Source organism: Streptomyces sp. NBC_00620, assembly GCF_026341825.1.
Taxonomy (GTDB): Bacteria; Actinomycetota; Actinomycetes; order Streptomycetales; family Streptomycetaceae; genus Streptomyces.
This window is the reverse complement of sequence record NZ_JAPENY010000001.1, coordinates 1036089-1062228: the sequence shown is the minus strand read 5'-3', so window position 1 is coordinate 1062228 and position 26140 is coordinate 1036089. Positions and strand designations below refer to the sequence as shown.

The 26140-nt window shown below is 69.9% G+C and carries 24 protein-coding genes and 1 pseudogene; 14 read left to right on the top strand and 11 right to left on the bottom strand.

Annotated features, from left to right (window positions below):
- Positions 1 to 115: 115 nt before the first annotated feature.
- The 5 genes from OG246_RS04810 to OG246_RS04790 all read left to right on the top strand — a co-directional run bounded on the left by OG246_RS04810 (position 116) and on the right by OG246_RS04790 (position 5715).
- Positions 116 to 1126 (top strand): polyprenyl synthetase family protein, encoded by a 1011-nt coding sequence (locus tag OG246_RS04810; RefSeq protein WP_266456304.1) that lies wholly within the window; start codon positions 116 to 118, stop codon positions 1124 to 1126.
- 172 nt (positions 1127 to 1298) lie between these two features.
- Positions 1299 to 2303, top strand: coding sequence for a CHRD domain-containing protein (locus OG246_RS04805; RefSeq protein ID WP_266456302.1), 1005 nt, complete (start codon positions 1299 to 1301; stop codon positions 2301 to 2303).
- A gap of 233 nt (positions 2304 to 2536) precedes the next feature.
- Positions 2537 to 3748: a DUF2092 domain-containing protein gene (locus OG246_RS04800; protein ID WP_266456299.1), complete on the top strand. Its 1212-nt coding sequence runs from the start codon at positions 2537 to 2539 to the stop codon at positions 3746 to 3748.
- Between the two features lie 64 nt (positions 3749 to 3812).
- A complete protein-coding gene (locus tag OG246_RS04795) occupies positions 3813 to 4838 on the top strand; it encodes an ABC transporter ATP-binding protein (RefSeq protein ID WP_266456296.1) in 1026 nt (341 codons plus the stop codon).
- Positions 4825 to 5715 (top strand): ABC transporter permease, encoded by an 891-nt coding sequence (locus tag OG246_RS04790; RefSeq protein ID WP_266456293.1) that lies wholly within the window; start codon positions 4825 to 4827, stop codon positions 5713 to 5715. The genes OG246_RS04795 and OG246_RS04790 overlap by 14 nt, the downstream gene beginning before the upstream one ends.
- 17 nt (positions 5716 to 5732) lie before the next feature.
- On the opposite strand, the gene OG246_RS04785 is transcribed toward OG246_RS04790, so the two are convergent.
- Positions 5733 to 6314 (bottom strand): flavodoxin family protein, encoded by a 582-nt coding sequence (locus tag OG246_RS04785; protein ID WP_266456290.1) that lies wholly within the window; start codon positions 6312 to 6314, stop codon positions 5733 to 5735.
- 401 nt (positions 6315 to 6715) lie between these two features.
- On the opposite strand from OG246_RS04785, the gene OG246_RS04780 reads away from it, so the two are divergent.
- A complete protein-coding gene (locus tag OG246_RS04780; RefSeq protein WP_266456287.1) occupies positions 6716 to 7924 on the top strand; it encodes a tetratricopeptide repeat protein in 1209 nt (402 codons plus the stop codon).
- A gap of 67 nt (positions 7925 to 7991) precedes the next feature.
- Here OG246_RS04780 and OG246_RS04775 read toward each other — a convergent pair whose 3' ends face one another.
- Both OG246_RS04775 and OG246_RS04770 read right to left on the bottom strand, forming a co-directional pair.
- The gene (locus OG246_RS04775) at positions 7992 to 8939 is read right to left on the bottom strand and encodes a M28 family metallopeptidase (protein ID WP_266456283.1); all 948 of its coding nucleotides are present in this window, start codon (positions 8937 to 8939) and stop codon (positions 7992 to 7994) included.
- A gap of 250 nt (positions 8940 to 9189) precedes the next feature.
- The gene (locus tag OG246_RS04770; protein ID WP_266456281.1) at positions 9190 to 9648 is read right to left on the bottom strand and encodes a VOC family protein; all 459 of its coding nucleotides are present in this window, start codon (positions 9646 to 9648) and stop codon (positions 9190 to 9192) included.
- A 52-nt stretch (positions 9649 to 9700) separates the two neighbouring features.
- Between OG246_RS04770 and OG246_RS04765 the strand changes: the two genes are divergently transcribed.
- Positions 9701 to 10282, top strand: coding sequence for a CGNR zinc finger domain-containing protein (locus OG246_RS04765; protein WP_266463864.1), 582 nt, complete (start codon positions 9701 to 9703; stop codon positions 10280 to 10282).
- Between the two features lie 124 nt (positions 10283 to 10406).
- Here the strand turns inward: OG246_RS04765 and OG246_RS04760 are convergent, their stop codons facing one another.
- A complete protein-coding gene (locus tag OG246_RS04760) occupies positions 10407 to 10847 on the bottom strand; it encodes a helix-turn-helix domain-containing protein (protein WP_266456278.1) in 441 nt (146 codons plus the stop codon).
- Positions 10848 to 11009: 162 nt separating this feature from the next.
- Here OG246_RS04760 and OG246_RS04755 point away from each other — a divergent pair.
- A pseudogene (locus OG246_RS04755) lies at positions 11010 to 12101 on the top strand (MFS transporter); the annotation flags it as partial.
- Between the two features lie 80 nt (positions 12102 to 12181).
- Here OG246_RS04755 and rarD read toward each other — a convergent pair.
- Positions 12182 to 13210: an EamA family transporter RarD gene (gene rarD, locus OG246_RS42735; RefSeq protein WP_323178276.1), complete on the bottom strand. Its 1029-nt coding sequence runs from the start codon at positions 13208 to 13210 to the stop codon at positions 12182 to 12184.
- A 141-nt stretch (positions 13211 to 13351) separates the two neighbouring features.
- Positions 13352 to 14206 (bottom strand): NAD(P)H-binding protein, encoded by an 855-nt coding sequence (locus tag OG246_RS04745; RefSeq protein WP_266456273.1) that lies wholly within the window; start codon positions 14204 to 14206, stop codon positions 13352 to 13354.
- A gap of 89 nt (positions 14207 to 14295) precedes the next feature.
- On the opposite strand from OG246_RS04745, the gene OG246_RS04740 reads away from it, so the two are divergent.
- Complete coding sequence (locus tag OG246_RS04740; protein WP_266456272.1) at positions 14296 to 14667, top strand: helix-turn-helix domain-containing protein; 372 nt, start codon at positions 14296 to 14298, stop codon at positions 14665 to 14667.
- 38 nt (positions 14668 to 14705) lie between these two features.
- Here the strand turns inward: OG246_RS04740 and OG246_RS04735 are convergent, their stop codons facing one another.
- From OG246_RS04735 to OG246_RS04715, 5 genes are all read right to left on the bottom strand, one after another.
- Entirely contained in the window at positions 14706 to 15785 is a 1080-nt protein-coding gene (locus OG246_RS04735; protein WP_266456269.1) for a 2-oxoacid:ferredoxin oxidoreductase subunit beta, read from the bottom strand.
- Positions 15778 to 17709 (bottom strand): 2-oxoacid:acceptor oxidoreductase subunit alpha, encoded by a 1932-nt coding sequence (locus OG246_RS04730; protein WP_266456266.1) that lies wholly within the window; start codon positions 17707 to 17709, stop codon positions 15778 to 15780. The genes OG246_RS04735 and OG246_RS04730 overlap by 8 nt, the downstream gene beginning before the upstream one ends.
- A 297-nt stretch (positions 17710 to 18006) precedes the next feature.
- Complete coding sequence (locus OG246_RS04725) at positions 18007 to 18666, bottom strand: response regulator transcription factor (protein WP_323178307.1); 660 nt, start codon at positions 18664 to 18666, stop codon at positions 18007 to 18009.
- Between the two features lie 246 nt (positions 18667 to 18912).
- Entirely contained in the window at positions 18913 to 20268 is a 1356-nt protein-coding gene (locus tag OG246_RS04720) for a sensor histidine kinase (RefSeq protein WP_266456260.1), read from the bottom strand.
- A gap of 410 nt (positions 20269 to 20678) precedes the next feature.
- Complete coding sequence (locus OG246_RS04715) at positions 20679 to 21917, bottom strand: sensor histidine kinase (protein ID WP_266456257.1); 1239 nt, start codon at positions 21915 to 21917, stop codon at positions 20679 to 20681.
- A gap of 211 nt (positions 21918 to 22128) precedes the next feature.
- Here OG246_RS04715 and OG246_RS04710 point away from each other — a divergent pair, with 211 nt between their 5' ends.
- The 5 genes from OG246_RS04710 to OG246_RS04690 are packed head-to-tail and all read left to right on the top strand — an operon-like array spanning position 22129 to position 26132.
- On the top strand, positions 22129 to 22554 hold the full coding sequence (locus OG246_RS04710; protein WP_266456254.1) for an NADH-quinone oxidoreductase subunit A: 426 nt from the start codon (positions 22129 to 22131) through the stop codon (positions 22552 to 22554).
- Complete coding sequence (locus OG246_RS04705) at positions 22545 to 23147, top strand: NADH-quinone oxidoreductase subunit B (protein ID WP_266456252.1); 603 nt, start codon at positions 22545 to 22547, stop codon at positions 23145 to 23147. The genes OG246_RS04710 and OG246_RS04705 overlap by 10 nt, the downstream gene beginning before the upstream one ends.
- Positions 23144 to 24517, top strand: coding sequence for an NADH-quinone oxidoreductase subunit C (locus OG246_RS04700; RefSeq protein ID WP_266456250.1), 1374 nt, complete (start codon positions 23144 to 23146; stop codon positions 24515 to 24517). Before OG246_RS04705 ends, OG246_RS04700 begins: the two co-directional genes overlap by 4 nt.
- On the top strand, positions 24514 to 25482 hold the full coding sequence (locus OG246_RS04695; RefSeq protein ID WP_266456248.1) for a complex I subunit 1 family protein: 969 nt from the start codon (positions 24514 to 24516) through the stop codon (positions 25480 to 25482). The genes OG246_RS04700 and OG246_RS04695 overlap by 4 nt, the downstream gene beginning before the upstream one ends.
- 2 nt (positions 25483 to 25484) lie before the next feature.
- Positions 25485 to 26132: an NADH-quinone oxidoreductase subunit I gene (locus OG246_RS04690; protein ID WP_266456246.1), complete on the top strand. Its 648-nt coding sequence runs from the start codon at positions 25485 to 25487 to the stop codon at positions 26130 to 26132.
- Positions 26133 to 26140: the final 8 nt, after the last annotated feature.

Genomic DNA, 26140 nt, shown 5'->3' with positions numbered 1-26140 from the left:
ACGTGACCGGATACGCTGACTTGAGTGATGGCAGCGACACATCGACAAACCGCGTCACCGACCGAATGATCGACCGAGTTCGCCATGTGATCGTCAGCAGACAGGAGAACCTCTCGTGACCGTCGTCGGGCCGTTCGGGCTGAGCGTGCGGGACCAGGCTCTCGAAGCCGATGTCCAGGCCGGATTGGCGGCTGTCGAGGAGGGTTTGCTCGAAGCCACCAAGAGCGAGGTCCCCTTCATCACGGAAGCCGCCCAGCACCTCGTGCGTGCGGGTGGAAAGCGGTTCAGGCCGCTGCTCGTGACGCTCGCCTCGCAGTTCGGCGATCCCTACGCGCCGGGTGTCGTGCCCTCGGCCGTGGTCGTCGAGCTGACGCATCTCGCCACGCTGTACCACGACGACGTCATGGACGAGGCGGACGTACGGCGCGGGGTGCCCAGCGCCAACACCCGCTGGGGCAACTCGGTGGCCGTCCTCACCGGCGACTTCCTCTTCGCGCGCGCCTCCTACATCCTGGCGGACCTCGGTCCCGACGCCGTGCGGATCCAGGCGGAGGCGTTCGAACGGCTCGTCACCGGACAGATCCTGGAGACCGCGGGGCCGCGCGACGGGCGTGACCCGGTCGACCACTACCTCGATGTGCTGAGCGGTAAGACCGGCTCCCTGGTCGCCGTCGCGTGCCGGTTCGGCGCGATGATGTCCGGGGCCGACGAGACCGTCGTGGACGTGCTGACCCAGTACGGGGAGCGGCTGGGCGTCGCCTTCCAGCTCGCGGACGATGTGCTGGACATCGCGTCCGACTCGCACGAGTCGGGTAAGACGCCCGGGACGGATCTCCGCGAGGGGATTCCCACGATGCCGGTGCTGCGCCTGCGTGAGCGGGTGGCACGGCTCGGTCTCGCCGAGGACATCGCGCTGTGCGAGCTGCTGGACTCCGACATGACGGACGACGCCCGGCACGCCGAGGCGCTGGCCCGGCTGCGGGAGCACCCGGCTCTTGAGCAGGCGCGCAGGGACACCGTTCGGTACGCGGAGGACGCGCGGGCCGCGCTGGCTCCGTTGCCGGAGTGCGACGCGAAGGCCGCGCTGGTCGAGCTGTGCGACCTGGTGGTGCACCGGGCGGGGTGACCTGCCCCCGTAGCCCCGTAGCCCCGTAGCCCCGTAGCCCCCGGGAACCCGCCGGACTTGTTGTGGCGTACGTCACATACTTGGATTGAGTCCAGTCTGAGATCGAGTCCGTATGTCCTCCCAGAAGCTGACGCAGGGGGCGTCAGCTGAGATACGGGGAGAAAACAGAATCATGGGATCGAACGCCACGTTCACGACGCGTCGCAAGAGCCTGATCCTGACCGGTGTCGCGGTGGCCACCGCGGCCGGAGTCGCCGCCGCCGTCATCCCGGCGGTCGCCGCCGGCGGAAGCGACAACAAGAGCCACGCCGGGCACGGCGACCAGACCATCGCCGTGCAGAGCGGAGTCCTTGGCGGCAAGGGCGGCACCATCCTCGCCACCAGCCTCAACGGCGCCAACGAGGTCCCCGTCCCGGGCGGCCCCGCCGTCGGCGACAAGGACGGCGCGGCCCTGGAGTTCGTCAAGGTCGAGGGCAGCAAGGTATCCGTCGCCGTGAAGTGGCGCGGCACCGGCAAGCCGACCCTGCTGCACATCCATCAGGGTGCCAAGGGCACCAACGGCGGCGTCAAGGTCGACTTCACCAAGCTGCTGGCCAAGAGCAAGGGCCGCACCGTCACCGGGACCGTGACGGTCAAGGACACCGCCCTCCTCGATCAGTTGAAGAGCGACCCGGGCGCCTTCTACGCCAATCTGCACACCGCCGAGTTCCCGGGCGGCGCCGTCCGCGGCCAGCTCCACAAGGTCACCGGATCCTTCGACTTCCGCAACGCCCTGAAGAACTTCCAGGCGTCCGTCGTCAAGGGCAAGCAGATCTACGAGTGCAAGGCGGTCGAGGGCGGCGGGTACGCCTTCGCCCAGCGTGATGTCTCGGCCGTACTGGGCGGCAACATCGCACACTCGTTCGTGAAGCCCAACTCCGGAACCCCGCAGTGGATCGCGCCCGACCGCAGCGCGGTCACCGGCGCCGTGATCAGCAAGACCCCGAACGGCGACAAGAACATCCCCGAGCTCGACCTCAAGGCCACCCAGTCCGGCAAGCACCGCGGTCTGCTGGCCGGTACGCAGGAGATCCTGCGCCTCAACACCGTGGGCGGAGTCGCCCCGGCCGGCTCCTGCTCGCCTGGCGCCATCGTGGGCGTGCCCTACCAGGCCGATTACGTGTTCGTGCAGCGCTGACGGCCCGACCGACGAGGTGGCGCCTCCTCCGACCCCTACGGGTTGGGGGAGGCGCCACCTCGTGACGTCATACCGCAGGAGTACGTGGAGTTGAGTCCGGGGTCTGACGCTTCTCTCTTGCCGATTTGGTCAGATTGAGAACACCACTCCTCACCGGTTCGGGTGAGAATGGCGGCTAAGAGTGGACCAGTGCAGGACGACGAGCCGCCGCCGACGACGGAGGTAAGGCACACATGGCACCGTACGAATCCGACGACAGCAGCACGAACGCCGGCGAGGCCGAGGATGTGCGCGCAGGCCGGCGGAAGGCGGCGCGTTACGTCGTCCCGGTCGCGGTGATGGGCGTGGCGGCGGCGACCATCGGCCTGGTCCCGGCGCTCGCCGACTCCGGTGACCCCGATCTGCCGAAGATCAGCGCCCAGCAGCTCATCGAGAAGATCGCCAAGTCGGACGTCGAGCAGCTGTCCGGCACCGTCAAGATCAGCACCGACCTGGGGCTGCCCGACCTCGGCGGCCTGGAGAGCAGCTTCGCTTCCGGCGCCGTACAGGGCCCCGACGGCGGTTCGTCCGCCGATCCGTCGTCCAAGCTCATGGAGCTGGCCTCCGGCACGCACACCCTGCGGATCGCGGCCGACGGCCCGGACAAGTCCAAGATCTCCCTCCTGGACAGCGCCGCCGAGTACAGCCTCATCCACAACGGCACGGACGTGTGGGGCTACGACAGCGAGTCGAACGAGGTCTACCACGCGACCACCTCCAAGTCCGGGGCGCAGAAGGAGCAGGAGGACGTCCCGGCCACTCCCAAGGAGCTCGCCGACGAGGCCCTCAAGGCCGTCGACGACACCACCTCCGTGACCGTCGACGGCACCGCGCAGGTCGCGGGCCGAGACGCGTACAAGCTGCTCATCAAGCCCAAGCAGTCCGGCTCCACGGTCGGCGCGATCACCATCGCGGTCGACTCGAAGACGGGGCTGCCGCTGAAGTTCACGCTCACCCCGGCGAGCGGCGGCGCGGCCGTCGTGGACGCGGGCTTCACCAAGGTCGACTTCTCCAAGCCGGCCGCGTCGACCTTCGACTTCACCCCGCCCAAGGGTGCGAAGGTCACCGAGGGCGACGAGGTGCAGGCGCCGGAGTCCTCCCAGAAGTCCGACGAGGACCTGGGCGCGGGACTCGACGGACTCGACGGGCTCAAGACCATCGGCGAGGGCTGGAACGCCATCGCCGAGTTCGACACCGGCGGCGAGGGCGTACCGTCCGGCTCCTCCGGCAACAGCGACGTCGATGGATTCCTGAACTCCCTCGGCGACCAGGTCAGCGGTAAGTTCGGCTCGGGCACGGTCTTCTCGACCCGCCTGGTCAACGCGCTGATCACGGACGACGGCAAGGTGTACGCGGGTGCCGTCACCAAGGACGCGCTGGTCAAGGCGGCCAACGCGGCCCAGTAGGACTCGTAGGGACGCGTCGCGCGAAGTCCCGTACGCGCGCGGCGAATCGAGATTGAGGGAGCCCATGGAGGAACTGTCCACCGCGGAGCCCGACCCGGTGGGCGACACGGGAGGAGCGGCGAACACGGTCGCGGCGAACACGGTTGAGGAAGCCGACGCCGACACCGTGATCGTCACCCGTGCGCTCACCAAGCGCTTCCGCGGCGGACAGCTCGCCGTCGACGGCCTGGACCTGACCGTCCCGGCGGGCAGCGTCTTCGGCTTCCTGGGGCCGAACGGCTCGGGCAAGACCACCACCATCCGCATGCTGATGGGCCTGATCGAGCCCACCTCGGGCACGGCGCGCGTCCTGGGGCAGCCCATGCCCCGGGCCACCCGCGCCGTGCTCCCGCACGTCGGCGCACTCATCGAGGGCCCCGCGCTGTACGGCTTCCTCTCCGGGCGCGACAACCTCCTCCGGTACGACGCCGCAGACCCGACCGCCGACCCGCGCACCCGGCGTACACGCGTCGCGGCCACCCTCGACCGGGTCGGACTCGCCGCCGCCGCGGGCAAGAAGGCGAAGGCGTACTCACTCGGCATGAAGCAGCGGCTCGGGCTCGCGGCCGCGCTGCTCCAGCCCCGCCGCCTGCTCGTCCTGGACGAACCGACCAACGGCCTCGATCCGCAGGGCATGCGCGAAATCCGTTCCCTGATAAGGGAGTTGGCCTCGGACGGCACGACCGTCTTCCTCTCCTCGCACCTGCTCGACGAGATCGAGCAGGTGTGCACCCACGCGGCCGTGATGGCGCAGGGCCGGCTCATCACCCAGGGCGCGGTGGCGGACCTCGCGGCGGGTGCGCGCGGACGTCTCGTCGTGACGACTCCCGACCCGGCGGACGCGGCGCGCGTACTGAAGGAACAAGGAGTCGGAGATCTCGTCGTGACGGACACAGGGGTGACCGCCGAGCCTCCGGACCGCGAACTCGCCGAGCTGAACGCCGCGTTGGTCACGGCGGGCGTCCGGGTCCGCGGCTTCGGGGTCGAACGGGCCTCGCTGGAGGACGCGTTCGTGGCGCTGACGGGGGAGGGCTTCGATGTCGCGGGCTGAGGTCGTGAACATAGACGTTCAGGCGCCGCGCGCCCCCAGTCCGCTGTGGACGTTCGGACTGTTCCGCAGCGAGCTGGTCACCACCTTCCGGCGGTGGCGGACCATCGCGCTGCTCGGCGTGCTCGCGGCGGTGCCCGTCCTCATCGGTATCGCCATCAAGATCGAGACGGGCGACGGATCCGGGGGCGGCGAAGGCGGCGGCGGTGGGCCGGCGTTCATCTCGCAGATCACCAACAACGGCCTGTTCCTGGTGTTCACGGCGCTCGCCGCGACGCTCCCCTTCTTCCTGCCGATGGCGATCGGCGTCATCGCAGGCGACGCGATCGCGGGCGAGGCGAACGCCGGGACCCTGCGCTACCTCCTGGTCGCACCCGCGGGCCGCACCCGCCTCCTCCTCACCAAGTACGCGACCACCATGACGTTCTGCCTGGTCGCGACCCTCGTAGTGGCGACCTCGGCGCTCGCGATGGGCGCTCTGCTGTTCCCACTCGGCGAGCTGACGACGATCTCCGGGACCCGGATCAGCTTCGCGGAGGGACTCGGCAGAGCCCTGCTCATCGCGCTGGTCGTCGCCGCGTCACTGATCGGCGTCGCGGCGCTCGGCCTGTTCATCTCGACACTGACCGGCAGCGGCATCGCGGCGATGGCGACGACCGTCGGACTCCTCATCACCATCCAGATCCTCGACCAGATCCCCCAACTCCACGCGCTCCAGCCGTACTTCTTCTCCCACTACTGGCTGTCCTTCGCCGACCTCATGCGCGACCCGGTGTACTGGGACGACCTGGTCCGCAACCTCGGCCTGCAGGCCCTGTACGCGGCGGTGTTCGGGTCGGCGGCCTGGGCGCGGTTCACGACGAAGGACATCACGGCCTGAGGCCCGGCCTGCCCCACTCAGCTCTCGTACGGGAACCGCGCGAGCGGCGGCTGCTGCGCGAAGAACGTCTTCGCGCGGGCCAGGGCCTCGGTGTCATTGAGTACGTCACCGGGCTTGCTGCCGTTGCCGAGCAGGACGCCACCGAAGCGCATGCCCATGTACGCGGCCGAGTGGTTCAGGGTGCCGACCAGCGGATCGGCGACCTCCTGCTCCTCGTGCGCCAGCACGGTGACGCCCCACAGGTTGCGCCCCGCCAGCGTGGCTTTGAAGTCGACGCCGGGGGTGCGCAGCCAGCCCGACCAGTAGTCGAGGTAGCGCTTGGTGAGGGAGGAGACCGAGTACCAGTACAGCGGCGACGCGATGACGATGTCCGTCGCGGCGAGCGTCGCGTCGAAGAGCAGGCCCGTGTTGCCCTCGGTCGGCCGGACATGGTCGCTGTCGTGGCGCAGGTCCGGGAAGTCCGGCAGCGGATGCTCGGCGAGGCGCAGCCAGCGCTGCCCGACCTCCGAGGGCAACTGCTCGGCGGCCTTGCGGGCCAGCATCTCGGTGTTGCTGTCCGAGCGGCTGCTGCCGAGCAGGAACAGGAACTGGCGGGTCATGGGTCCCCCTGGAGTGCGCGTGGCGAACGGCGGCTGCCGCGACTACATGCGTGCACAATATATGCGTATGCATGTAGCAGTCCAGTCGAGCGGCCACGGAAACCATGCGGTCGGTGATCGGCGTCAGTCTCGGTCAGAAGGCCTGAAGGTCAGAAGGCCAGAAGGCCGGAGTCGGTGCGAACGTGGATCCGGCACCCCGGCCTGGGCCGGGACGAGGAGAGGGGCGAGGATGCGTACGAGGATGATCGCCACCGGGGTCGTGTCCGTCACGGGACTGCCCACGTTGACGGGCTGTGGTCTGCGGGACCAGGGTGAGTCAGTGGGCGCTACCGGTTCGTCACCCTCGGATCTCTCCGCTCCATCCTCCCCTTCCTCCCCCGATCACCCCGAGTGAGGGCACGATGTCTCGACTCAGCCGCGAACAGAAGCGGGAACTCAAGCGGCGGCGCGCCGAGCAGGATGCCGTCGCCGGGGAGCACCCGGCCGCCGGGGTGACGCCGATCGAGGTACGGGTGCCGGCCCCGGCGGGGGGCGCCGCTCCGGTCGGGGGAGCCGCCCCGGTCGGCGGCGAGGCCACGGTCGGCGGCATGCCGGTCGTCGCCGCCCCCGGCGAGACGGTTCAGGACGCCGTCCTCAACCACCTCCACCGCATCGCCCTCTCCATCGGCCAACCCGTCCTCGCCTCGATCCACGACGAACGCACCGGCTTCGTCGTACCCATTCAGGTGTACGTGGACGGGTCGAGCCACCACATGGGGGAGCCGCAACGGTTCGAGCCGCAGCCGCCCGAGCCCCGGCAGATGCAACGGGCGCCACAGAATGAACAACCGCCGGTGAGGCCGAGGCCCTCGGTGCCCGTGACGCCCACCGCCCCGGCGACCGAACCGGTGTGGCCCCCGGCGGCCGAACCCGTGTGGCCCCCCGCAGCCACCGGCCCCGAGCCGAGGGACACCTCGTACGGTGTGGCCGCACCCCCGACGGGTGTGTTCGGCCCGGCACCGGGCCAGGCTCCCGCTCGGGAGACCGCCATGTCCCTGATGCGCCTGGGTCTGGAGCCGGACCCCGAGCCGGAGCCGGATCCGAAGCCCACACCTCCGCGGGGCTTCGACGCCGTCGCCGAATCGGTACTGGCGCCGGTGTCGGAAGCACCGGGAGAGGCGGCCTTTCTCGCGGAACCCCTGACGCGGATCAACGAGGCCGTGAAGGAGGGCAGGATCGAAGAGGCCGCGGGCATGGCGGAGCGGGCCGTTGCAGAGGCGGCGCAGGCGCTGGGCCCGGAGCACCCCGAGGTGCTCCGGCTGCGCGAACTGTCCGCGTACATCGCCTACTTGGCCGGCGACGCGGTCCGGTCCTTCCACCTGTCGCTCGACCTGGCCAGGGTCCTCCGCCGGCACCGGGACCTGGAGGCCGCGTACGGCAACGTACAAAGTGCGGCCACGGCCTGGCGCGCCGTCCGTGACCCCTTGCAGGGACTGAACCTCGGGCGCGATCTGATCGAGGTGTGGACCGAGCTCGTGGCGGGCGAAGGCCCCGCCGTCGACGACATCGAACAACTCGAAAAGGCCCGCACCCGCATGGGCCGCCTGACCGAACGGGCCCGCGACCACTGACGAGCCCGGAACCGAACAGGCCCCGGCGGAACGGGATGCGTCCGCCGAGGCCGAGTTCAGAGGCCCGCTATGAGGACAGCTCCCACACCGCGTAGGCCAGCGCGTCCCCGTTCCGGTCCAGCGCCGTGTCGTTGATGTTCGACGTCGTGTCGCACGAGGAGTGGTAGCAGGCGTCGAAGGCTCTGCCCGACGTACCGCCCCACTTCGCCGCCTGGGCCGCCGTCTTGATGTAGTCCGCGCCGCTGAAGAGGCCGCCGACGGGGATGCCCGCGTTCTTGAAGGGGGCGTGGTCGGAGCGGCCGTCGCCCTCGGTCTCGATCTCCGTCGCGATGCCGATGCCCGCGAAGTAGTTCTGGAAGGTCTTCTCGATGGCGGGGTCGTCGTCGTAGACGAAGTAGCCGGGGTTCGGCGAGCCGATCATGTCGAAGTTGAGATAGCCGCTGATCTTCGAACGGTTCGCGGTGGTCAGGCTGTTCACGTAGTACCGCGAACCGACCATGCCCAGCTCCTCCGCGCCCCACCAGGCGAAACGCAGATGCTTGGTGGGCTGGTACTGCGTACGGGAGACGGTGAGCGCGGCCTCGAGGACCGCGGCCGATCCGGACCCGTTGTCGTTGATGCCGGCCCCCGCCGTCACGCTGTCGAGGTGGGACCCCGACATGACGACCTGGTTGGTGTCGCCGCCGGGCCAGTCGGCGATCAGGTTGTAGCCGGTGCGTCCGCCGGACGTGAACTGCTGGACGGTCGTGGTGAATCCGGCCGCGTCCAGCTTGGCCTTCGCGTAGTCGAGGGACGCCTTGTAGCCGGTGCGGCCGTGGGCGCGGTTGCCTCCGTTGGCGGTGGCGATGGCCTGGAGCTGTGCGAGATGGGCCTTGACGTTGGCCACGGGGAGATCGGGCGCGGCAACCGCGAGCGGGGATGCGGGTGCCGCGCCGGTTATCGCGCCGGTGGTGAGGAGCGTGACGGCGGTGACCATGGCAGCCGTGCCAGCACGCCCGGGAATGGAGAGCTTCATGTGGGGGGCTCCGAATTCCGTGGGAATCCACAGGGATTCCACAGTGAATGGGGTGCCTGATGGTGAAGCTGAGCCTGAAGCTCCGTCAAGAGCGCAATCCGGTCACGGCTGTTCAGATAGCGGATGCGATCAGTTCGCGCCGGGAACCCGGCCGTACGACGAGCCGCTGGGCCGTGCGACAAACCGCCTTGGCCGTACGGCGAACCGCCTGGGCCGTAGGGCGAACCGCCCCGGCCGTACGACGAACCGCCTACTGCACGCAGAACTCGTTCCCCTCAGGGTCGGTCATGACGACCCACTCACCCCCGGGCTCCTTCACCTGCCGCAGCACACTCGCGCCGAGCCCCTCCAGCCGCGCGACCTCCGCCCCGCGCCGCTCCGCCCCCGCGTGCAGGTCCAGATGCAGCCGGTTCTTGACCGTCTTCGGCTCCGGCACCCGCTGGAAGAGCAGCCGCCGCCCGAGCCCGGTTCCGCTCGCCTCCTCGTACGGATCGTCCGGATGCCGTACGGCGATCAGGTCCCGGAAGGCCCGGCGGCCGTGGGACTCGACGGTGAGCTCGGCCGGTACGGCGCCGGCGCCCAGCAGTTGTTCGACGAGCGCGCTGTTGTCCTCGACCTCGTAGCCGAGCGCGGCGGCCCAGAAGTCGGCCTGGGAGTGCGGGTCGGCGGAGTCGATGACGAGCTTCCAGTGCAGGGTCGCGTGTGTCATGGTAACCACTTATAGTGGTTACGTGAGCGAGCGCGCAATGGAATCGCCAGGGATGACCCTCGTGTCGCACGGCGGAAAGGCCTTCCGCTTCGACCCGGGAGCGCTCTGCCTGGAGCTGCTGACGACCGGCGGTCCGGGCGAGTTCGCCCGCTACGAGGTGCTGCACGAGCCGTCCGACCTGGCCCGCTGGGCGGACCGGAGCCGTCTGTCACCCGGACTCGAACTGTCCATAACCCAGCAGGAGTTGGAGCGCACACGGTCGGTTCGTGACGCCCTGTTCCTGCTGACGGCCGACCGCGCGCACGGCCGCCCCCCGAACCCCCGCGACCTGGCCGTCGTCAACGCGGCCGCGGCCGAACCCCCGCTCGCCGCCCGCATCGAGCCGGACGGCACCCGCGCCTGGGCCCCCGGAGCCACGGGCACGCAGCTTCTCTCCACGGTCGCGCGCGACGCCGTGGACCTCTTCACCGGCCCGCACGCCGACCGCATTCGCGAATGCGGATCCCACAACTGCTACCTGCTCTTCGTGGACACATCCCGCCCCGGCCGCCGCCGCTGGTGCGCCATGGAACACTGCGGCAACCTCAACAAGGTCCGCGCACACCGGGCCCGCTCCAGCACGCCGGACGCTTGAGGGCGAGCCTTTCGGTTCCAGCCCGTCCGGCGTTTGAGGACGAGCCCTTCGGGCGAACGGGGGTCTGGGGGCGGAGCCCCCAGGAACGGGACGGGAAGGGGCGGAGGGGGCGAAAAACCCGCCGTCACCCACCCCCGACCGCAGACCCCCGCGAGTCATAAGCCACCCGAGCCGAAGCAATCTCCCCCCGATGGACCTCCGTCCACGTCACCAGCGACTGGATGGTCGCATGCAACGTCCCACCCAACGGCGTGAGTTCGTACTCCACCCGAGGCGGCACCACCGCATGAACCGTCCGCTTCACCAGCCCGTCCCGCTCAAGCTGCCGCAAGGTAACCGTGAGCATCCGCTGACTGACGCCGTCGATCTCCCGCCGCAACTCCGTGAACCGGAGCACGCGTTGCTCGAGCAGAGCGATCACAAGCAGGGACCACTTGTCGGCGATCCGGTCGAGGATCTGCCGCACCTCGCAGTCCTCCCGGGTGTCCCACTGGAAGGGGTCCGCATCCCCGTAGTCGACGGTACTTTCGCAGTTACTCAGTGACTTTGAAGTGCCTTCTTCCATGCCTGTCGATGCTGCCGCAGGCTGGCGGTGGTTACAAGAGGGAACCGACCCTCACCCGAGTAACCGCCCCCAGTCCAAAAGGAGTTCACCGTGGGTAAACGAGCCTGGGCCCTGCTCCTCGTCCTCTGCGGAACGATCTTCTTGGAGGGCGCAGACGTCGCGATGCTCGCGGTCGCGATCCCCTCCATCAGATCCGACCTCGACCTGACCACAGGCAGCGCGGCCTGGGTGATGAGCGCCTACGTCCTCGGCTACGCCGGCTTCACCCTCCTCGGCGGACGCGCCGCCGACCTGCTCGGCCGCCGCCGGATGTTCCTCATCTGGCTGACGGTCTTCATCGCCTTCTCCGGACTCGGCGGCTTCGCCACGGAGGGCTGGATGCTGATCGTCGCCCGCTTCGTCACGGGAGTCTCCGCCGCGTTCATGACCCCGGCGGCACTGTCCCTGATCACGACGTCGTACGAGGAGGGTCCCCAGCGCAACAAGGCCCTGCTGGTCTTCGCGGGCACGGGGGCCGGCGGCTTCTCCCTCGGCCTCGTCATCGGCGGCCTGCTCACCGAACTCGACTGGCGCTGGGTGTTCTTCGCACCGGTCCTGCTGGCGGGCGCGCTCCTGGCCGCGGCGGTCCGGCTGATCCCCGTACAGGAAGGGCGCCCCCAACCCCGTACGACAGAACGGCGATTCGACCTCACCGGCGCCGTCACCGCCGCCGGAGCCATGCTTCTCGCCGCCTACACCGTCCTCCGTCTCGAACACGGCCTGCATGAATGGCAGTTGACGGCGGCAGCGGCACTCGCGGCGCTGCTCCTGGCCACCACCTTCGTCGTCGTCGAACGCCGCGCGGCCACCCCCCTCGTACGCCTCGGCATCCTCCGTACCGGCTCGGTGGTCCGTGCCGACCTCGGTGCCCTGCTCTTCGTGGGCGCCTTCTTCGGCTTCCAGTTCGTGCTGACGCTGTATCTGCAGGAACTGCGCGGCTGGTCGGCGCTCCAGACGGCGATCGCGCTCATCGTGATGGGCTGCGACGCGGTGCTCGCGCCGACGCTCACGCCGAAACTGGTCGAGTGGTTCGGCCACGCGCGGGTGATCCTCGGCGGCTTCGTGCTTGCCGTGATCGCGTACGGGCTGTTCCTGCCCGTCGGCGCGGACTGGTCGTACGCGGCGATGTTCCCGACCCTGATCATCGCGGGGACCGCGTTCGCACTCGCCTACGGGCCGCTGACGATCGCGGCGACGGACGGCGTGGCCGAGTCGGAGCAGGGGCTCGCGAGCGGGCTGCTGCACACGGCGACGCAGTTCGGCTCGGCGATCGGGATCTCGGCGGTGACCGCGGTCTACGGCTTGGCGTCGACGGGATCGGAGTCTGCGGCCAATGACCCGGATGCGATGCTGTCCGCCTTCCGGGCGGCGCTGACCGTGCCGGTGGCGATGGTGGTCCTGGGCGCGCTGGTCTCGGCCCTGAGCGTGCGAGCCGCTCGGCGGGCGGTGCGCAGCGCGTCGAAGGTGAGCAGCGACAGCGCGAGCCAGACCAGTGCGAACCCGGCCCAGCGCTCGGGCGGCATGGCCTCGTGGAAGTAGAGGATGCCCAGGAGGAACTGGAAGACCGGGGCGAGGTATTGGAGGAGTCCCAGGGTGGACAGCGGGACCCTGATCGCGGCCGCGCCGAAGCAGACGAGCGGAAGCGCGGTCACCACGCCCGTCGCGGCGAGGAGCGCCATGTGGCCCACGCCCTCCGTGCCGAAGGTCGCCTTGCCGGACGACCCCAGCCACAGCAGAAAGCCCAGGGCGGGCAGGAACTGGATGGCCGTCTCGGCGGCGAGCGACTCGATGCCGCCGATGTTGACCTTCTTCTTCACCAGTCCGTAGGTGGCGAATGAGAAGGCGAGGATGAGGGAGATCCACGGCGGGCTGCCGTATCCGAGGGTGAGGACGACCACCGCTGCGAAGGCGACGCCGACCGCGGTCCACTGGAGGGGGCGCATCCGCTCCTTGAGGATCAGCACGCCCATCGCGATGGTGACCAGCGGGTTGATGAAGTAGCCCAGCGAGGCCTCGACCACGTGACCCGAGTTCACAGCCCAGATGTAGACGCCCCAGTTCACGGTGATGACGGCCGCGGCCACCGTGATCAGTCCGAGCTTGCGCGGCTGTCGTATCAGCTCACCGGCCCAGGCCCAGCGCCGCATCACGACGAGCGCGATCCCGACGAAGGCCAGCGACCAGACCATCCGGTGGGCGAGGATCTCGACCGCCCCGGCAGGCTGCAGGAGCGGCCAGAACAGGGGGACGAGCCCCCACATGCCGTATGCCGCGATGCCGTTCAGCAGACCTATGTGCTGTTCGCCCCTGGCCTTCGCCGCCACCGCGTCCTCCTTGCCCCTTCGGCCGTATCCGTACGGCCTTCAAGAAGGTAACGCCGAGCGCCCCCGCCTGTCATGCCCGTATCGCCATACGGTCGTTACAGGCGGGGGTTCGGAGAGCGGTACCGAGGGCCCGAGGGGGAGTCAGCCCTTCAGTGCCGCCGCGATGGACTCGGCGATCGGCGTGGTCGGGCGGCCGGTCAGCCGGGACAGGTCGCCGGTCGTGACCGCCAGCTCGCCCTTCGCGATGGACCCGTCGACACCCGCCAGGATCGCGGCGAGGGCCTCGGGCAGCCCGGCGCCGGTCAGGATGCCGGTGTAGACCTCGGCGGGAACGGCGTTGTAGGCGATCTCCTTGCCGGACTGCCTGCCCACCTCGGCGGCGTACTCGGCGAAGCCGAACGTGGTGTCGCCGCTCAGCTCGTACGTCGTGTTCTCGTGGCCCTCGCCGGTCAGCACCGCCACGGCGGCGGCCGCGTAGTCGGCGCGCGTGGCGGCGGCGATCCGGCCCTCGCCGGCGGCCTGGACGACGGCGCCGTGCTCCAGGACGGGGGCGAGGTTCTCGGTGTAGTTCTCGTTGTACCAGCCGTTGCGCAGCAGGGAGTACGGCAGACCGGACGCGAGGATCGCCGCCTCGGTGGCCCGGTGGTCGTCGGCCAGGGCGGCCGTGAGGCTGCCGGGAGCGCTGGTGTACGCGAGGAGCGCGGCCCCGGCGGTCTTGGCGGCGTCGAGGACCACCTTGTGCTGGCCCACGCGGCCGAGGTGGAACTCGTTGCCGGAGATCAGCAGCACCTTGTCACCGGCGGAGATGACGCCGTCGAAGGTGTCGGGGGCGTTGTAGTCGGCTACCGCGATCTTCACGCCGCGGGCCGCGAAACCGGCGGCCTTCTCCGTGTCGCGGACGACGGCGGTGATCTGGTCGGCCGGGACCTTCTCCAGCAGGCCCTCGATGACGTGGCGGCCGAGGTTTCCGGTGGCTCCGGTGACGACGATGCTCATGACTGATATCTCCTAGCGGGTGGCTTGGCACTCACCCTAGGAGCTGCACTAACTTCTCGAAAGTACCCACTTTGAAGTAAGGTACTGGCATGTCCGTAAGTATCTGGAGCCTCGAGGGCGAGGCCATGTGCCCGCACCGCCTCGTCCTGGAGCACGTCACCAGTCGCTGGGGCGTCCTCGTTCTGATCGAGCTGAACGAACGCTCGTACCGCTTCAGCGAGCTGCGTCGCGCGATCGGCCGGGTCAGCGAGAAGATGCTGACCCAGACCCTCCAGACCCTGGAGCGTGACGGTCTCGTCCATCGCGACGCCAAGCCGGTGATCCCGCCCCGGGTCGACTACTCCCTCACCGATCTGGGACGCGAGGCCGCCCAGCTGGTGAGTGCGCTGGGGACCTGGACGAACGAGCGGATGGACGACGTGCTGAAGGCGCGCGAGACGTACGACAGGGCCCGCACCTGACGGCCCGGGCCCGGTAGGACGTACGGGACCGGGCCGGACTAGCCGACGACCGTCCAGGTGTCGCCGCCCGCGAGCAGCGCCGCGAGGTCGCCCTTGCCGTTCTGCTCGATGGCCGAGTCGAGCTGGTCCGACATCTGGGTGTCGTAGACCGGCCGGTCCACGGAACGGAACACGCCGATGGGGGTGTGGTGCAGGGTGTCCGGGTCGGCGAGCCGCGAGAGCGCGAACGCGGTGGTCGGGGACGCGGAGTGCGCGTCGTGGACCAGGATCTGCGCCTCGTTCTCCGGGGTGACGGTGACGGCCTTGAGGTCGCCGGTCCGCTCATCGCGTACGACACCGCGGTTGCCGTCGGCGCCGAAGCGGATGGGCTGCCCGTGCTCCAGCCGGATCACTGCCTCCTCGGCCTGCTGCCTGTCCTTCAGCACCTCGAAGGCGCCGTCGTTGAAGATGTTGCAGTTCTGGTAGATCTCGACGAGCGCGGTGCCGGGGTGGGCGGCGGCCTGGCGCAGCACCTCGGTGAGGTGCTTGCGGTCGGAGTCGACCGTGCGGGCCACGAAGGAGGCCTCCGCGCCGATCGCCAGGGACACCGGGTTGAAGGGCGCGTCCAGGGAGCCCATCGGCGTCGACTTGGTGATCTTGCCGACCTCGGAGGTGGGCGAGTACTGGCCCTTGGTCAGACCGTAGATCCGGTTGTTGAAGAGCAGGATCTTGAGGTTCACATTGCGGCGCAGGGCGTGGATGAGGTGGTTGCCGCCGATGGACAGCGCGTCGCCGTCACCGGTCACCACCCATACGCTCAAGTCCCGTCGGCTGGAGGCGAGTCCGGTGGCGATGGCGGGGGCGCGGCCGTGGATGGAGTGCATCCCGTACGTGTTCATGTAGTACGGGAAGCGGGACGAGCAGCCGATGCCCGAGACGAAGACGATGTTCTCCTTCGCCAGGCCCAGTTCGGGCATGAAGCCCTGCACCGCGGCGAGGACCGCGTAGTCACCGCAGCCGGGGCACCAGCGCACTTCCTGATCGGACTTGAAGTCCTTCATGGATTGCCTGGCCTCGGCCTTGGGGACGAGAGAAAGCGCCTCGATCGAGCCCGTGCCTTCCGTGGTCGTCTCAGCCATCGATGGCCTCCTTGAGAGCCGTGGCGAGCTGCTCAGCCTTGAACGGCATGCCGTTCACCTGGTTGTACGAGTGGGCGTCCACCAGGTACTTCGCCCGGATGAGTGTGGCGAGCTGGCCGAGGTTCATCTCGGGGATCACCACCTTGTCGTAACGCTTCAACACCGCGCCCAGATTCCGCGGGAACGGGTTCAGGTGCCGCAAGTGGGCCTGCGCGATGGAGTCCCCGGCCGCTCGCAGCCGCCGTACCGCCGCCGTGATGGGTCCGTAGGTCGAACCCCAGCCCAGGACAAGGGTGTTGGCCGTGCCGGACAGGTCGTCGACTTCCACGTCCGGTACGTCGATACCGTCGACCTTGGCCTGGCGGGTGCGGACCATGAAGTCGTGGTTGGCGGGGTCGTAGGAGATGTTGCCCGTGCCGTCCTGCTTCTCGATGCCGCCGATGCGGTGCTCCAGACCCGGCGTGCCCGGGATCGCCCACGGGCGGGCGAGGGTCTGGGGGTCGCGCTTGTAGGGCCAGAAGACTTCGGTGCCGTCGTCCAGGGTGTGGTTGGGCCCCTGGGCGAACTGCACACGCAGGTCGGGGAGTTCGTCGGTGTCCGGGACCCGCCACGGTTCGCTGCCGTTGGCCAGATAGCCGTCGCTCAGCAGGAACACCGGGGTGCGATAGGTGACGGCGATGCGGGCGGCCTCGATCGCGGCGTCGAAGCAGTCGGCGGGGGTCCGGGGGGCGACGATCGGGACCGGGGCCTCGCCGTTGCGGCCGAACATGGCCTGCAGCAGATCGGCCTGTTCCGTCTTCGTCGGCAGACCGGTCGAAGGGCCGCCGCGCTGGATGTCGATGACCAGCAGGGGCAGTTCGAGGGAGACGGCGAGGCCGATGGTCTCGGACTTGAGGGCGACACCGGGGCCGGAGGTGGTGGTGACGCCCAGCGAGCCGCCGAAGGCGGCGCCCAGCGCGGCGCCGATGCCGGCGATCTCGTCCTCGGCCTGGAAGGTGCGGACGCCGAAGTTCTTGTGCTTGGACAGCTCGTGCAGGATGTCGGAGGCCGGGGTGATCGGGTACGAGCCGAGGTAGAGCGGCAGGTCCGCCTGCCGGGAGGCGGCGATCAGGCCGTACGACAGGGCCAGGTTCCCGGAGATGTTGCGGTAGGTGCCGGTCGGGAAGGTGTGGGAGGCGGGGGCGACCTCGTAGGAGACCGCGAAGTCCTCCGTGGTCTCGCCGAAGTTCCAACCGGCCCTGAACGCCGCGATGTTGGCGGCGGCGATCTCCGGCTTCTTCGCGAACTTGGTCTTCAGGAACTTCTCGGTGCCCTCGGTGGGCCGGTGGTACATCCAGGAGAGCAGTCCGAGGGCGAACATGTTCTTGCTGCGCTCGGCCTCCTTGCGGGAGAGGTCGAACTCCTTGAGCGCCTCGACGGTCATCGTGGTGAGCGGGACGGGGTGGACGCTGTAGCCGTCCAGGGAGCCGTCCTCAAGGGGGTTCGTCGGGTAACCGACCTTCGACATCGCCCGTTTGGTGAACTCGTCGGTGTTGACGATGATCTCCGCGCCACGCGGTACGTCGGCGATGTTCGCCTTCAGGGCGGCGGGGTTCATGGCGACGAGCACGTTGGGCGCGTCGCCGGGGGTGAGGATGTCGTGGTCCGCGAAGTGCAGCTGGAAAGACGAAACGCCCGGCAGGGTGCCTGCGGGCGCTCGGATTTCGGCGGGGAAGTTCGGAAGGGTCGAGAGGTCGTTGCCGAAGGACGCCGTCTCGGAGGTGAAGCGGTCTCCGGTGAGCTGCATACCGTCACCCGAGTCACCCGCGAACCGGATGATCACCCGGTCCAGCCGGCGGAGCTCTTTCGCCCCTGCCGGTTTGCGCTGTTCTCCTACGACGGCTCCGTCGGCCTGTTCCGCTGCGCTACTGACCTGGCTGGTCACTGAACTGGACCTCCCTCGAGGCGGGTGTCTGGGAGCGGCCTTCCCGCAGGCCTTCCCAGGATCAACCCTACGTCTGTAAGGGTCGCCTTCCCGGGGTCATTCGCACAGTGGACACCTTTTTGAGACTGCTTGACGGTCTGACTTGTCATGATTTACCCGCCCCCCGACGCTTCCCTTGAAGACGCTCCCACTCTTCGTTCGGTTCTCGTGCCGCACGGCTGTGGTGGTTCTTGTGTCGCCTGGCCGGTTCTCGCGTTCCATGGCGTGTCCGCAATCACCTGACACAGTGTCAGATGATCAGGAGTTCAGATAGGTGAGGACCGCGAGAACACGCCGGTGGTCCCCGTCGCTCTGGGACAGGCCCAGTTTCAGGAAGATGTTGCTGACGTGCTTCTCGACCGCGCCGTCACTCACGACGAGCTGCCGGGCGACGGCCGAGTTCGTCCGCCCCTCGGCCATCAGACCCAGGACCTCCCGCTCTCTCGGGGTGAGCCCCGCGAGCACATGCTGCTTGCGGCTCCGCCCGAGCAGCTGCGCGACCACCTCCGGGTCCAGCGCGGTACCCCCCTGGGCCACCCGTACCACCGCGTCCACGAACTCGCGCACCTCGGCCACCCGGTCCTTGAGCAGATAGCCGACGCCCCGGCTCGAACCGGCCAGCAGTTCGGTGGCGTACTGCTCCTCCACGTACTGCGACAGCACGAGCACACCGAGTCCCGGGTACGCCTTGCGCAGCTGTACGGCGGCCCTGACCCCCTCGTCGGTGTGCGTCGGCGGCATCCGCACGTCGGCGACGACGACGTCCGGCAGCGCGTCCCGGTCCGCGAACTCGGTGATCGTCTTGATCAGCGCGTCCCCGTCCCCGACCCCCGCCACCACGTCGTGTCCGCGATCGGTCAACAACCGGGTCAGGCCCTCCCTGAGCAGCACTGAATCCTCGGCGATGACGACCCGCACCCTGTCCTCCACGATTTTCGGCCCCCCAGAGCCCTGCTCCCGGCCGGTGCCGGGTTAGTCCCCACTCGTACGACAGACCCCAGCATTCCAGCATTGGGACCGGAGGGGAGCTGTTCAGCCCGTCCGGCGTTTGAGGACGAGCGCGTCAGCGCGATATGGGGGTCTGGGGGCGCAGCCCCCAGGGGGCGGGAATGGGTAGGGGCGGCGGGGGCGAAAAACACCCACGCCGCCCGGGTCCCGGACCACTCACCCCCGCCAGGGCAGCTCCGCGGTGATCCGAGTGGGCCCGCCCACCGGCGAATCCACCACCAGAATCCCGTCCACCGCCCCGAGCCGCTCCGCGAGCCCCGCAAGCCCGGACCCGCCGGAGCCATCGGCCCCGCCCACCCCGTTGTCCACGACCTGGAGCATCAGCCGGTTCTCGACCCGCCAGACATCCACCGTGGCCCGCGTGGCCCGCGAATGCTTGCTGATGTTCTGCAGCAGCTCGGAGACCGTGAAGTACGCGATCCCCTCTATCGCGGGCGCGGGCCGCGTCGGCAGATCCACATCGACCTGCACCGGCACGGTGCACCGCGACGACACCGCGGACAGCGCCGCGTCCAGGCCACGGTCGGTGAGGACCGCCGGGTGGATGCCGCGGGCCAGATCCCGCAGCTCCTGCAACGCCGTCTTCACCTCGCCGTGCGCCTCGCCCACCATCCGCGCGGCCGCCTCCGGATCCTCCGTCAGCTTCTCCTTGGCCAGCCCCAGATCCATCGCCAGGGCGACCAGCCGGGCCTGCGCCCCGTCGTGCAGATCCCGCTCGATGCGGCGCAGATCGGCGGCGGCGGTGTCGACCACGACCCCCCGGTCCGACTCCAGCTCGACCACCCGCGTTGCCAGCTTCGACGGCCCGAGCAGCCCGCGCACCATCACCGCGTCCACCGTCGTCAGCCCGCGCACGATCCACGGCGAGGCCATGGTGAACAGCAGCCCCACCATCGCGGTCACGGCGATCTCGAAGGGGTTGTTCAGGTAGACGCTGTGCGTGTCGTCGCCGTAGAGCTGGAGCCCGTCCTGCCCCCCGTACATCGGGAAGACCCAGAACCACAGCGGATACGTCAGCAGCGCCCACCCGTACGCCCAGATGTTCAGCGCCACCACGAACGAGAACACCGACCACGGGAACTGCACCACCGTGTACAGCAGATGCCGCCAGGACGCACCGCTCTTGAGCATGGCGCCCATCCACGCCCACGCCCCGCGCGTCCGCATCCGCAGCGGCTCCGGCTCGGCCACCTCGACCCCGAGCAGCCCGCGCGCCCGGGCCCGTTCCAGCGAGCCGAACCCGCGACTGCCGGCCAGGGCGGCGGCGAGCACCGGGACCCCGAGGAAGGTGATCAGCAGTCCCGCGCCGAGCGAGAACATCGTGACGGCGTACGTGAACATGAGGATGCCGAGCGGCAGGCTCAGCATCACATAGCCGAACTCGCGCCAGCTGCGGGCCTCGATCGGCGCCCGCAACGGGGCCGGCAGACGGAACCGCCGCTCCTCGACACCCGCCCCGCGGAGTCCGGGCCCGTCGTGCTGCCCGTACCCCTGTCCGTAATCCGTGGCCATCGGTCCCGTCCGTTCTACTCGTCCTGCTCGTCGGCTCGTACCTCAACCCTGCTGTCCACGGCGTCCGCCGACCATGGAGCGGGTCGGCGTCTTGGGGCGGGGGTTTTCCCTACCTTGGCGGGGGTGCGGGGGTGCGGGGGTGCGGGGGTGCGGGGGCTCCGCCGGGCTCGGCGGGCGAGGATCGCAGGGGTACGTGGCCGATCCGGGCGTATGCCCTGGGCTGAGGCCGCCGTACGCGTAGGTACGGGAGCGCAGTCGGGCGGGTACGGGCGGCGACGGGCGATTGCCGCCAGTGGTTCAGCCAGTGGTTCAGCCACTGGTCCTGCCAGTGGTTCAGCCAGTGGTCCTGCCGCCGGTCCCGCCACTGGTCCTGTCACCGGTCCAGCCGGCCCGCCCTGCCGTCGGTCGCGCTACCGCCACGAAGCAGGTTCGCCCCGCGCACTCCGGTCGCCTTCCCGGTCCCGGTCCCGCCACGGGAGCTCCGCCGTGATCACGGTGGGACCACCGGGCGGCGAGTCGATGACGAACAGGCCGTCGACCGCGCCGAGGCGGTCCGCGAGGCCCGCCATCCCCGTACCGCCGTCGAGGCTGGCGCCGCCGCGCCCGTCGTCCCACACCTGGATGAGCAGCCGCAGGTCCGTCCGCCATACGTCGACGGATGCGGACCGCGCACCGCTGTGCTTGCTCACGTTCTGCAGCAGCTCGGAGACGGTGAAGTACGCGATGCCCTCGATCGCCGCGGCCGGTCTCGACTCCAGGTCGGCCGTCACCTTCACCGGCACGGTGCAGCGTGAGGCGACCGAGGACAGCGCGGCGTCGAGGCCGCGGTCGGTGAGGACCGCCGGGTGGATGCCGCGAGCCAGATCGCGCAGCTCCTGCAACGCGAGCTTCACCTCGCCGTGCGCCTCGTCGACCATGGCCGCGACGGTCTCGTCGGCCTGGCCCTCCAGGAGCTTCTCCTTGGCCAGGCCGAGCCCCATCGCCAGGTTGACCAGCCGGGCCTGCGCCCCGTCGTGCAGATCTCGTTCGATGCGCCGCAGGTCGGCGGCGGCCGTGTCGACCACGACCCCCCGGTCCGACTCCAGCTCCGCGATACGCCGCTCCAGGTCCTCGGAGGGCGACAGCAGCCCGCGCACCATGGCCCGGTCGGCGTTCGTCAGCCCCCGCGCGATGAACGGCAGCACCGGCCAGGCCACGAACAGCGATGTGAGCGTGATCGTGAAGGTGGCGATACCCCAGGGCAGCCGTATGAGGTCGTACAGGACCGTGCGCCAGCCCACCGGGTCCTTCAGTGACATCCACAGCTGGGCGAAGAACCCGCCCCGGCCGCGCAACGGCAGCGGACTCGGCTCGTCAACCCGCACCCCGAGCAGCACCCTGGCACGGGCCCGCTCCATCTTGCCCAGCTGGCGGGCGCCCAGCAGACCGGCAGCGAGCAGCGGGAAGCCGATCACCGTCACGGTCAGCCCCAGGCCCGTGAGCATCACCGTCATCACGTAGGTGAAACCGAACAGTGCCACCGGCAGATTGGCCAGCAGATGCGCGATCTCCTTCCACGTCTGCGGGTCGAAGGCGAAGCGCGCGGGAGGCAGCCGGTCGGCGTCGGACGTTCTGTCCGACGGTCCGCTGAGCGTGATGCGTTCGGTCATATCCGCTAGCCTGCCCGGCGGCGAGCCGCCGCGCCATGAGGTGGACCGCCGGGATCCACTGGGGAAAACCCCACCCCCGGGACGGACAGGGGCAGCACATCAGCCCATGCCGAGGCGTGACGGGCTGCTTACCGTTTCTTTAGCAGGCCCTAGACTCCCGTCCGTACAGATCGTCGAACGAGGCGCATCACAGAGGGAGCGAGGGGCTGACGTGCCGGAACCGACCGTGCTCACGGCGACCGGGGCCGCGGCCGGGCCCGTCGTCGCCGCGGACTACTTCCAGTCGTACTCGGTGGTCGGACTGCTCGCCGTCGTCGGCGTACTGTTCGTCGCCGTCGCGTTCGGCGCGGGACGCCTGTTGCGGCCCATGGTCCCCACCCCCGAGAAACTCATGACGTACGAGTGCGGAGTCGACCCCGTCGGCGAGGGCTGGGCCCATACCCAGGTCCGCTACTACGTCTACGCCTTCCTCTACGTGATCTTCGCCGTCGACTCGATCTTCCTCTTCCCCTGGGCGACGATCTTCGCCGCGCCCGGCTACGGAGCGGCGACGCTCGTGGAGATGTTCATCTTCCTCGGCTTCCTGGCCGTGGGCCTGCTCTATGCCTACAAGAAGGGCGTCCTGGAATGGACGTGACCCCCGAGACCCCCGGGCAGCCGGTTTTCGTGCCCGAGCCCAAACGCCTCGGCGCGCTCTCCCGCCTGGCCCCCGAGCCGATGAAGGTGGTCCTCAACTGGGGCCGCCGCTACTCGCTCTGGGTCTTCAACTTCGGCCTCGCCTGCTGCGCCATCGAGTTCATCGCCGCGTCCATGGCCCGGCACGACTTCATCCGGCTCGGCGTGATCCCCTTCGCGCCCGGCCCGCGCCAGGCCGACCTGATGGTGGTGTCGGGCACGGTCACGGACAAGATGGCGCCCGCCGTGAAGCGCCTGTACGAGCAGATGCCCGAGCCCAAGTACGTCATCTCCTTCGGCGCCTGCTCCAACTGCGGTGGCCCGTACTGGGATTCGTACTCCGTCACCAAGGGCGTCGACCAGATCATCCCGGTGGACGTCTATGTGCCGGGCTGCCCGCCCCGCCCCGAGGCTCTCCTCCAGGGCATCCTGAAACTCCAGGAGAAGATCGCGCGCGAGTCCCTGGGCGAGCGGTACGGCGCCTCGCCGCGACCGTCGGTGGCCGCCCTCCAGAGCGGTCTGGTCCAGCCCCCGGCCCCGGGAGCCGCCCGATGACCGGCTGGCTCCCCGCCCCCGTCGAGGAACTCTTCGGCCCGGACGCCACGGCCGAGGAGTCGTACGAGGTCCTGACGGTCGACGTCCCGCCGACTTCCTGGATCGCGGCCCTGGAGACCTCGCGCGAGGTGCTGGGCTGCACGTACTTCGACTGGCTGAGCGCGGTCGACGAACCCGGCACGCAACCCGGCGGGGGCTTCCGCGTCATGGCGCATGTGGCGGCGCTCGGTCCGCTACGGCGCCTGCTCGTCCGTACGACGGTCCCGCACTCCGCGCCCGTCCTCCCGTCGGCCGTCTCCGTGTACGCCGGCGCCGGCTGGCACGAGCGCGAGACCCACGAGATGTTCGGCGTCACCTTCGAAGGCCACCCGGGTCTTGCCCCGCTGCTGCTCCCTGAGGGCTTCGAAGGCCACCCCCTCCGCAAGGACTTCGTCCTCGCCGCACGCGTCGCCAAGGCCTGGCCCGGCGCGAAAGAACCCGGCGAGTCCGAGCACGGCGGCCCCAAGCGCCGCCAGATGCTCCCGCCCGGCGTCCCCGACCCCAACGAGTGGGGCCCCCTCAAGGGCCAACTCCCTCCGGCCCCGGCCCGCCCGGCCCGCGGCGCCGCCCGCCCGGCCGGCGACCGCCCGGCGCGCCGGGCCCGCACGGCGGGGGAGGGCTCGGCGAGCCAGACGACGGAGACGGGTCCTGCGGGTACGGGTTCCGTGGCGGCCACGGGTTCCGTGGAGGCGGGCTCGGTGGGCGCGGACTCGACTGGGGCCGGCACCGGCGCTGGTGCTGGGTCCGGCTCCGGTGCTCCTGGGTCGCCGCGTCGGGCGCGGAGCGCGAGCCAGGGATCGGCAAGCCAGCAGGCAGCCGCGGCTCCGGCCGCCGAGCAGCAGGGGGCGACATCTGCCCCGGCGACGCCTGCGGATCCGGAAGCTTCTGAGGCTCCGGCTGGCACCGAACCGACGGCTCCTGCCGGTCCGCGCCGCGCACGCAGCGCGAGCCAGGGCTCGGCGACCCAACGGTCGGAGGACACCGAACCGACGGCTTCCACCGCGCCGCGCGGTTCGGACGCGCCCTGGCACCACGCCCGCCCTGCCTTCGACGAGGCGGAACCGGAGCAGCCGGAGGTCAGTCCCGAGCCGGAAGCTGCGCCGGAGCCGAAGGTCACTCCGGAATCGGAAGCCGCGCCGGAGCCGGAGCCCGCTGTCACGGATCGTGAGGCGACCGCCCCGAAGGCCGAAGGCTCGCCAGAACCTGAAGCGGCCCCCGAGGCTGCCGAAGCCTCACCAGAACCCGAAGCCACCCCGAAGCCGCCGACCGCACCCCCTGACCCGGACCCGCCCACCCCCGACCCCGACGCCCCCTCCGGAGGCCCGCAGTGAACGACGCTCTCGACGTCGCCCTGCGACTTCTCGTCGTCTTCGTCGTGTTCCTGACGTTCCCCCTGATCGTCGGTCAGACCGAGCACAAGGTGATGGCCCACATGCAGGGCCGCCTCGGCCCGATGTACGCGGGCGGCTTCCACGGCTGGGCCCAACTCGTCGCGGACGGAGTCAAGTTCGCGCAGAAGGAAGACATCGTCCCCGCGGGCGCGGACCGACGTATCTTCCAACTCGCCCCTGCCGTAGCCCTCCTCCCGTACCTCCTGGTCCTCCTCGCCATCCCCATCGGGCCGGGCGAGGGCGCCGTCGGCGAGGTCGTCGACGCGGGCATCTTCTTCGTACTCGCCGTCATGGGCGTGGGCGTCCTCGGCTCGCTCATGGCGGGCTGGGCCTCGGCCAACAAGTTCTCCCTCCTCGGCGGCCTCCGCACCGCCGCCCAGCTCCTCGCGTACGAACTCCCGATGCTCCTCACCGCCGCCTCCGTCGCGATGGCGGCCGGCACCGTCTCCCTCCCCGGCATCGTGGACGCCTTCGAGTGGTGGTGGCTGCCCTGGCAGATCATCGGCGCGATCGTCTTCTTCGTAGCCGGCCTCGCGGAGTTGCAACGACCCCCCTTCGACATGCCCGTCGCCGACTCGGAGATCATCTTCGGCGCGTACACCGAGTACACCGGCCTGCGCTTCGCCCTGTTCCTCCTCGCCGAGTACGCCGGAATCGTCGTCCTGTGCGGCCTGACCACCGTCCTCTTCCTGGGCGGCTGGCACGGCCCCTGGGGCGCCGACGGCCTCGGCTGGGTCTGGACCCTGCTCAAGGCGGCCGTCCTGGCCTTCGTCGTCATCTGGCTGCGCGTGACCTACCCCCGTCTCCGCGAGGACCAGCTCCAGAAACTGGCCTGGACCCTCCTCGTCCCGCTCGCTCTCGCCCAGATCGCCCTCACCGGCATCGTCAAGGTGGTGATCTCGTAACCATGGCCCCCATCCCCGGCTCCGGCCTCGCCAAGGGCCTGGCCGTCACCCTCCGCACGATGACGAAGAAGACCGTCACCGCGCAGTACCCGGACGCCCAGCCCGAACTCCCGCCCCGCACCCGCGGCGTCATCGGCCTCTTCGAGGAGAACTGCACGGTCTGCATGCTGTGCGCCCGCGAGTGCCCGGACTGGTGCATCTACATCGACTCCCACAAGGAGACGGTCCCGCCCGCCGCCCCCGGTGGCCGCGAACGCAGCCGCAACGTCCTCGACCGCTTCGCCATCGACTTCGCCCTGTGCATGTACTGCGGTATCTGCATCGAGGTCTGTCCTTTCGACGCGCTGTTCTGGTCCCCGGAGTTCGAGTACGCCGAGACCGACATCCACGAACTCACCCACGAACGCGACAAGCTCCGCGAGTGGATGTGGACCGTCCCGGCTCCACCCGCCCTGGACCCCGCCGCCGAGGAGCCGAAGGAACTGTCCGCCGCCCGCAAGACAGCCGAGAAGCTCGCGGCAGCCCAGGCCGAACCCGCACCCCAGGCCGAGCCCTCACCCCAGGCCGAAGCCTCGCCCCAGGCCGAGCCCGCCGGCCGGCCCGATTCCGCCCAGGCGGACTCCGCCGATCCACAGGAGGGCGAGTCGTGAGCGCCGCA

Coding starts and splice junctions, on each gene's coding strand:
- OG246_RS04775 (WP_266456283.1), bottom strand. CDS start 8,939: ATGAAGCTCTCCATTCCCGGGCGTGCTGGCACGGCTGCCATGGTCACC.
- OG246_RS04740 (WP_266456272.1), top strand. CDS start 14,296: ATGTCCGTAAGTATCTGGAGCCTCGAGGGCGAGGCCATGTGCCCGCAC.
- OG246_RS04715 (WP_266456257.1), bottom strand. CDS start 21,917: ATGACCGAACGCATCACGCTCAGCGGACCGTCGGACAGAACGTCCGAC.
- OG246_RS04690 (WP_266456246.1), top strand. CDS start 25,485: ATGGCCCCCATCCCCGGCTCCGGCCTCGCCAAGGGCCTGGCCGTCACC.
- OG246_RS04700 (WP_266456250.1), top strand. CDS start 23,144: ATGACCGGCTGGCTCCCCGCCCCCGTCGAGGAACTCTTCGGCCCGGAC.
- OG246_RS04705 (WP_266456252.1), top strand. CDS start 22,545: ATGGACGTGACCCCCGAGACCCCCGGGCAGCCGGTTTTCGTGCCCGAG.
- OG246_RS04800 (WP_266456299.1), top strand. CDS start 2,537: ATGGCACCGTACGAATCCGACGACAGCAGCACGAACGCCGGCGAGGCC.
- OG246_RS04785 (WP_266456290.1), bottom strand. CDS start 6,314: ATGACCCGCCAGTTCCTGTTCCTGCTCGGCAGCAGCCGCTCGGACAGC.
- OG246_RS04805 (WP_266456302.1), top strand. CDS start 1,299: ATGGGATCGAACGCCACGTTCACGACGCGTCGCAAGAGCCTGATCCTG.
- OG246_RS04760 (WP_266456278.1), bottom strand. CDS start 10,847: ATGGAAGAAGGCACTTCAAAGTCACTGAGTAACTGCGAAAGTACCGTC.
- OG246_RS04745 (WP_266456273.1), bottom strand. CDS start 14,206: ATGAGCATCGTCGTCACCGGAGCCACCGGAAACCTCGGCCGCCACGTC.
- OG246_RS04720 (WP_266456260.1), bottom strand. CDS start 20,268: ATGGCCACGGATTACGGACAGGGGTACGGGCAGCACGACGGGCCCGGA.
- OG246_RS04735 (WP_266456269.1), bottom strand. CDS start 15,785: ATGGCTGAGACGACCACGGAAGGCACGGGCTCGATCGAGGCGCTTTCT.
- OG246_RS04795 (WP_266456296.1), top strand. CDS start 3,813: ATGGAGGAACTGTCCACCGCGGAGCCCGACCCGGTGGGCGACACGGGA.
- OG246_RS04770 (WP_266456281.1), bottom strand. CDS start 9,648: ATGACACACGCGACCCTGCACTGGAAGCTCGTCATCGACTCCGCCGAC.
- OG246_RS04790 (WP_266456293.1), top strand. CDS start 4,825: ATGTCGCGGGCTGAGGTCGTGAACATAGACGTTCAGGCGCCGCGCGCC.
- OG246_RS04780 (WP_266456287.1), top strand. CDS start 6,716: ATGTCTCGACTCAGCCGCGAACAGAAGCGGGAACTCAAGCGGCGGCGC.
- OG246_RS04765 (WP_266463864.1), top strand. CDS start 9,701: ATGACCCTCGTGTCGCACGGCGGAAAGGCCTTCCGCTTCGACCCGGGA.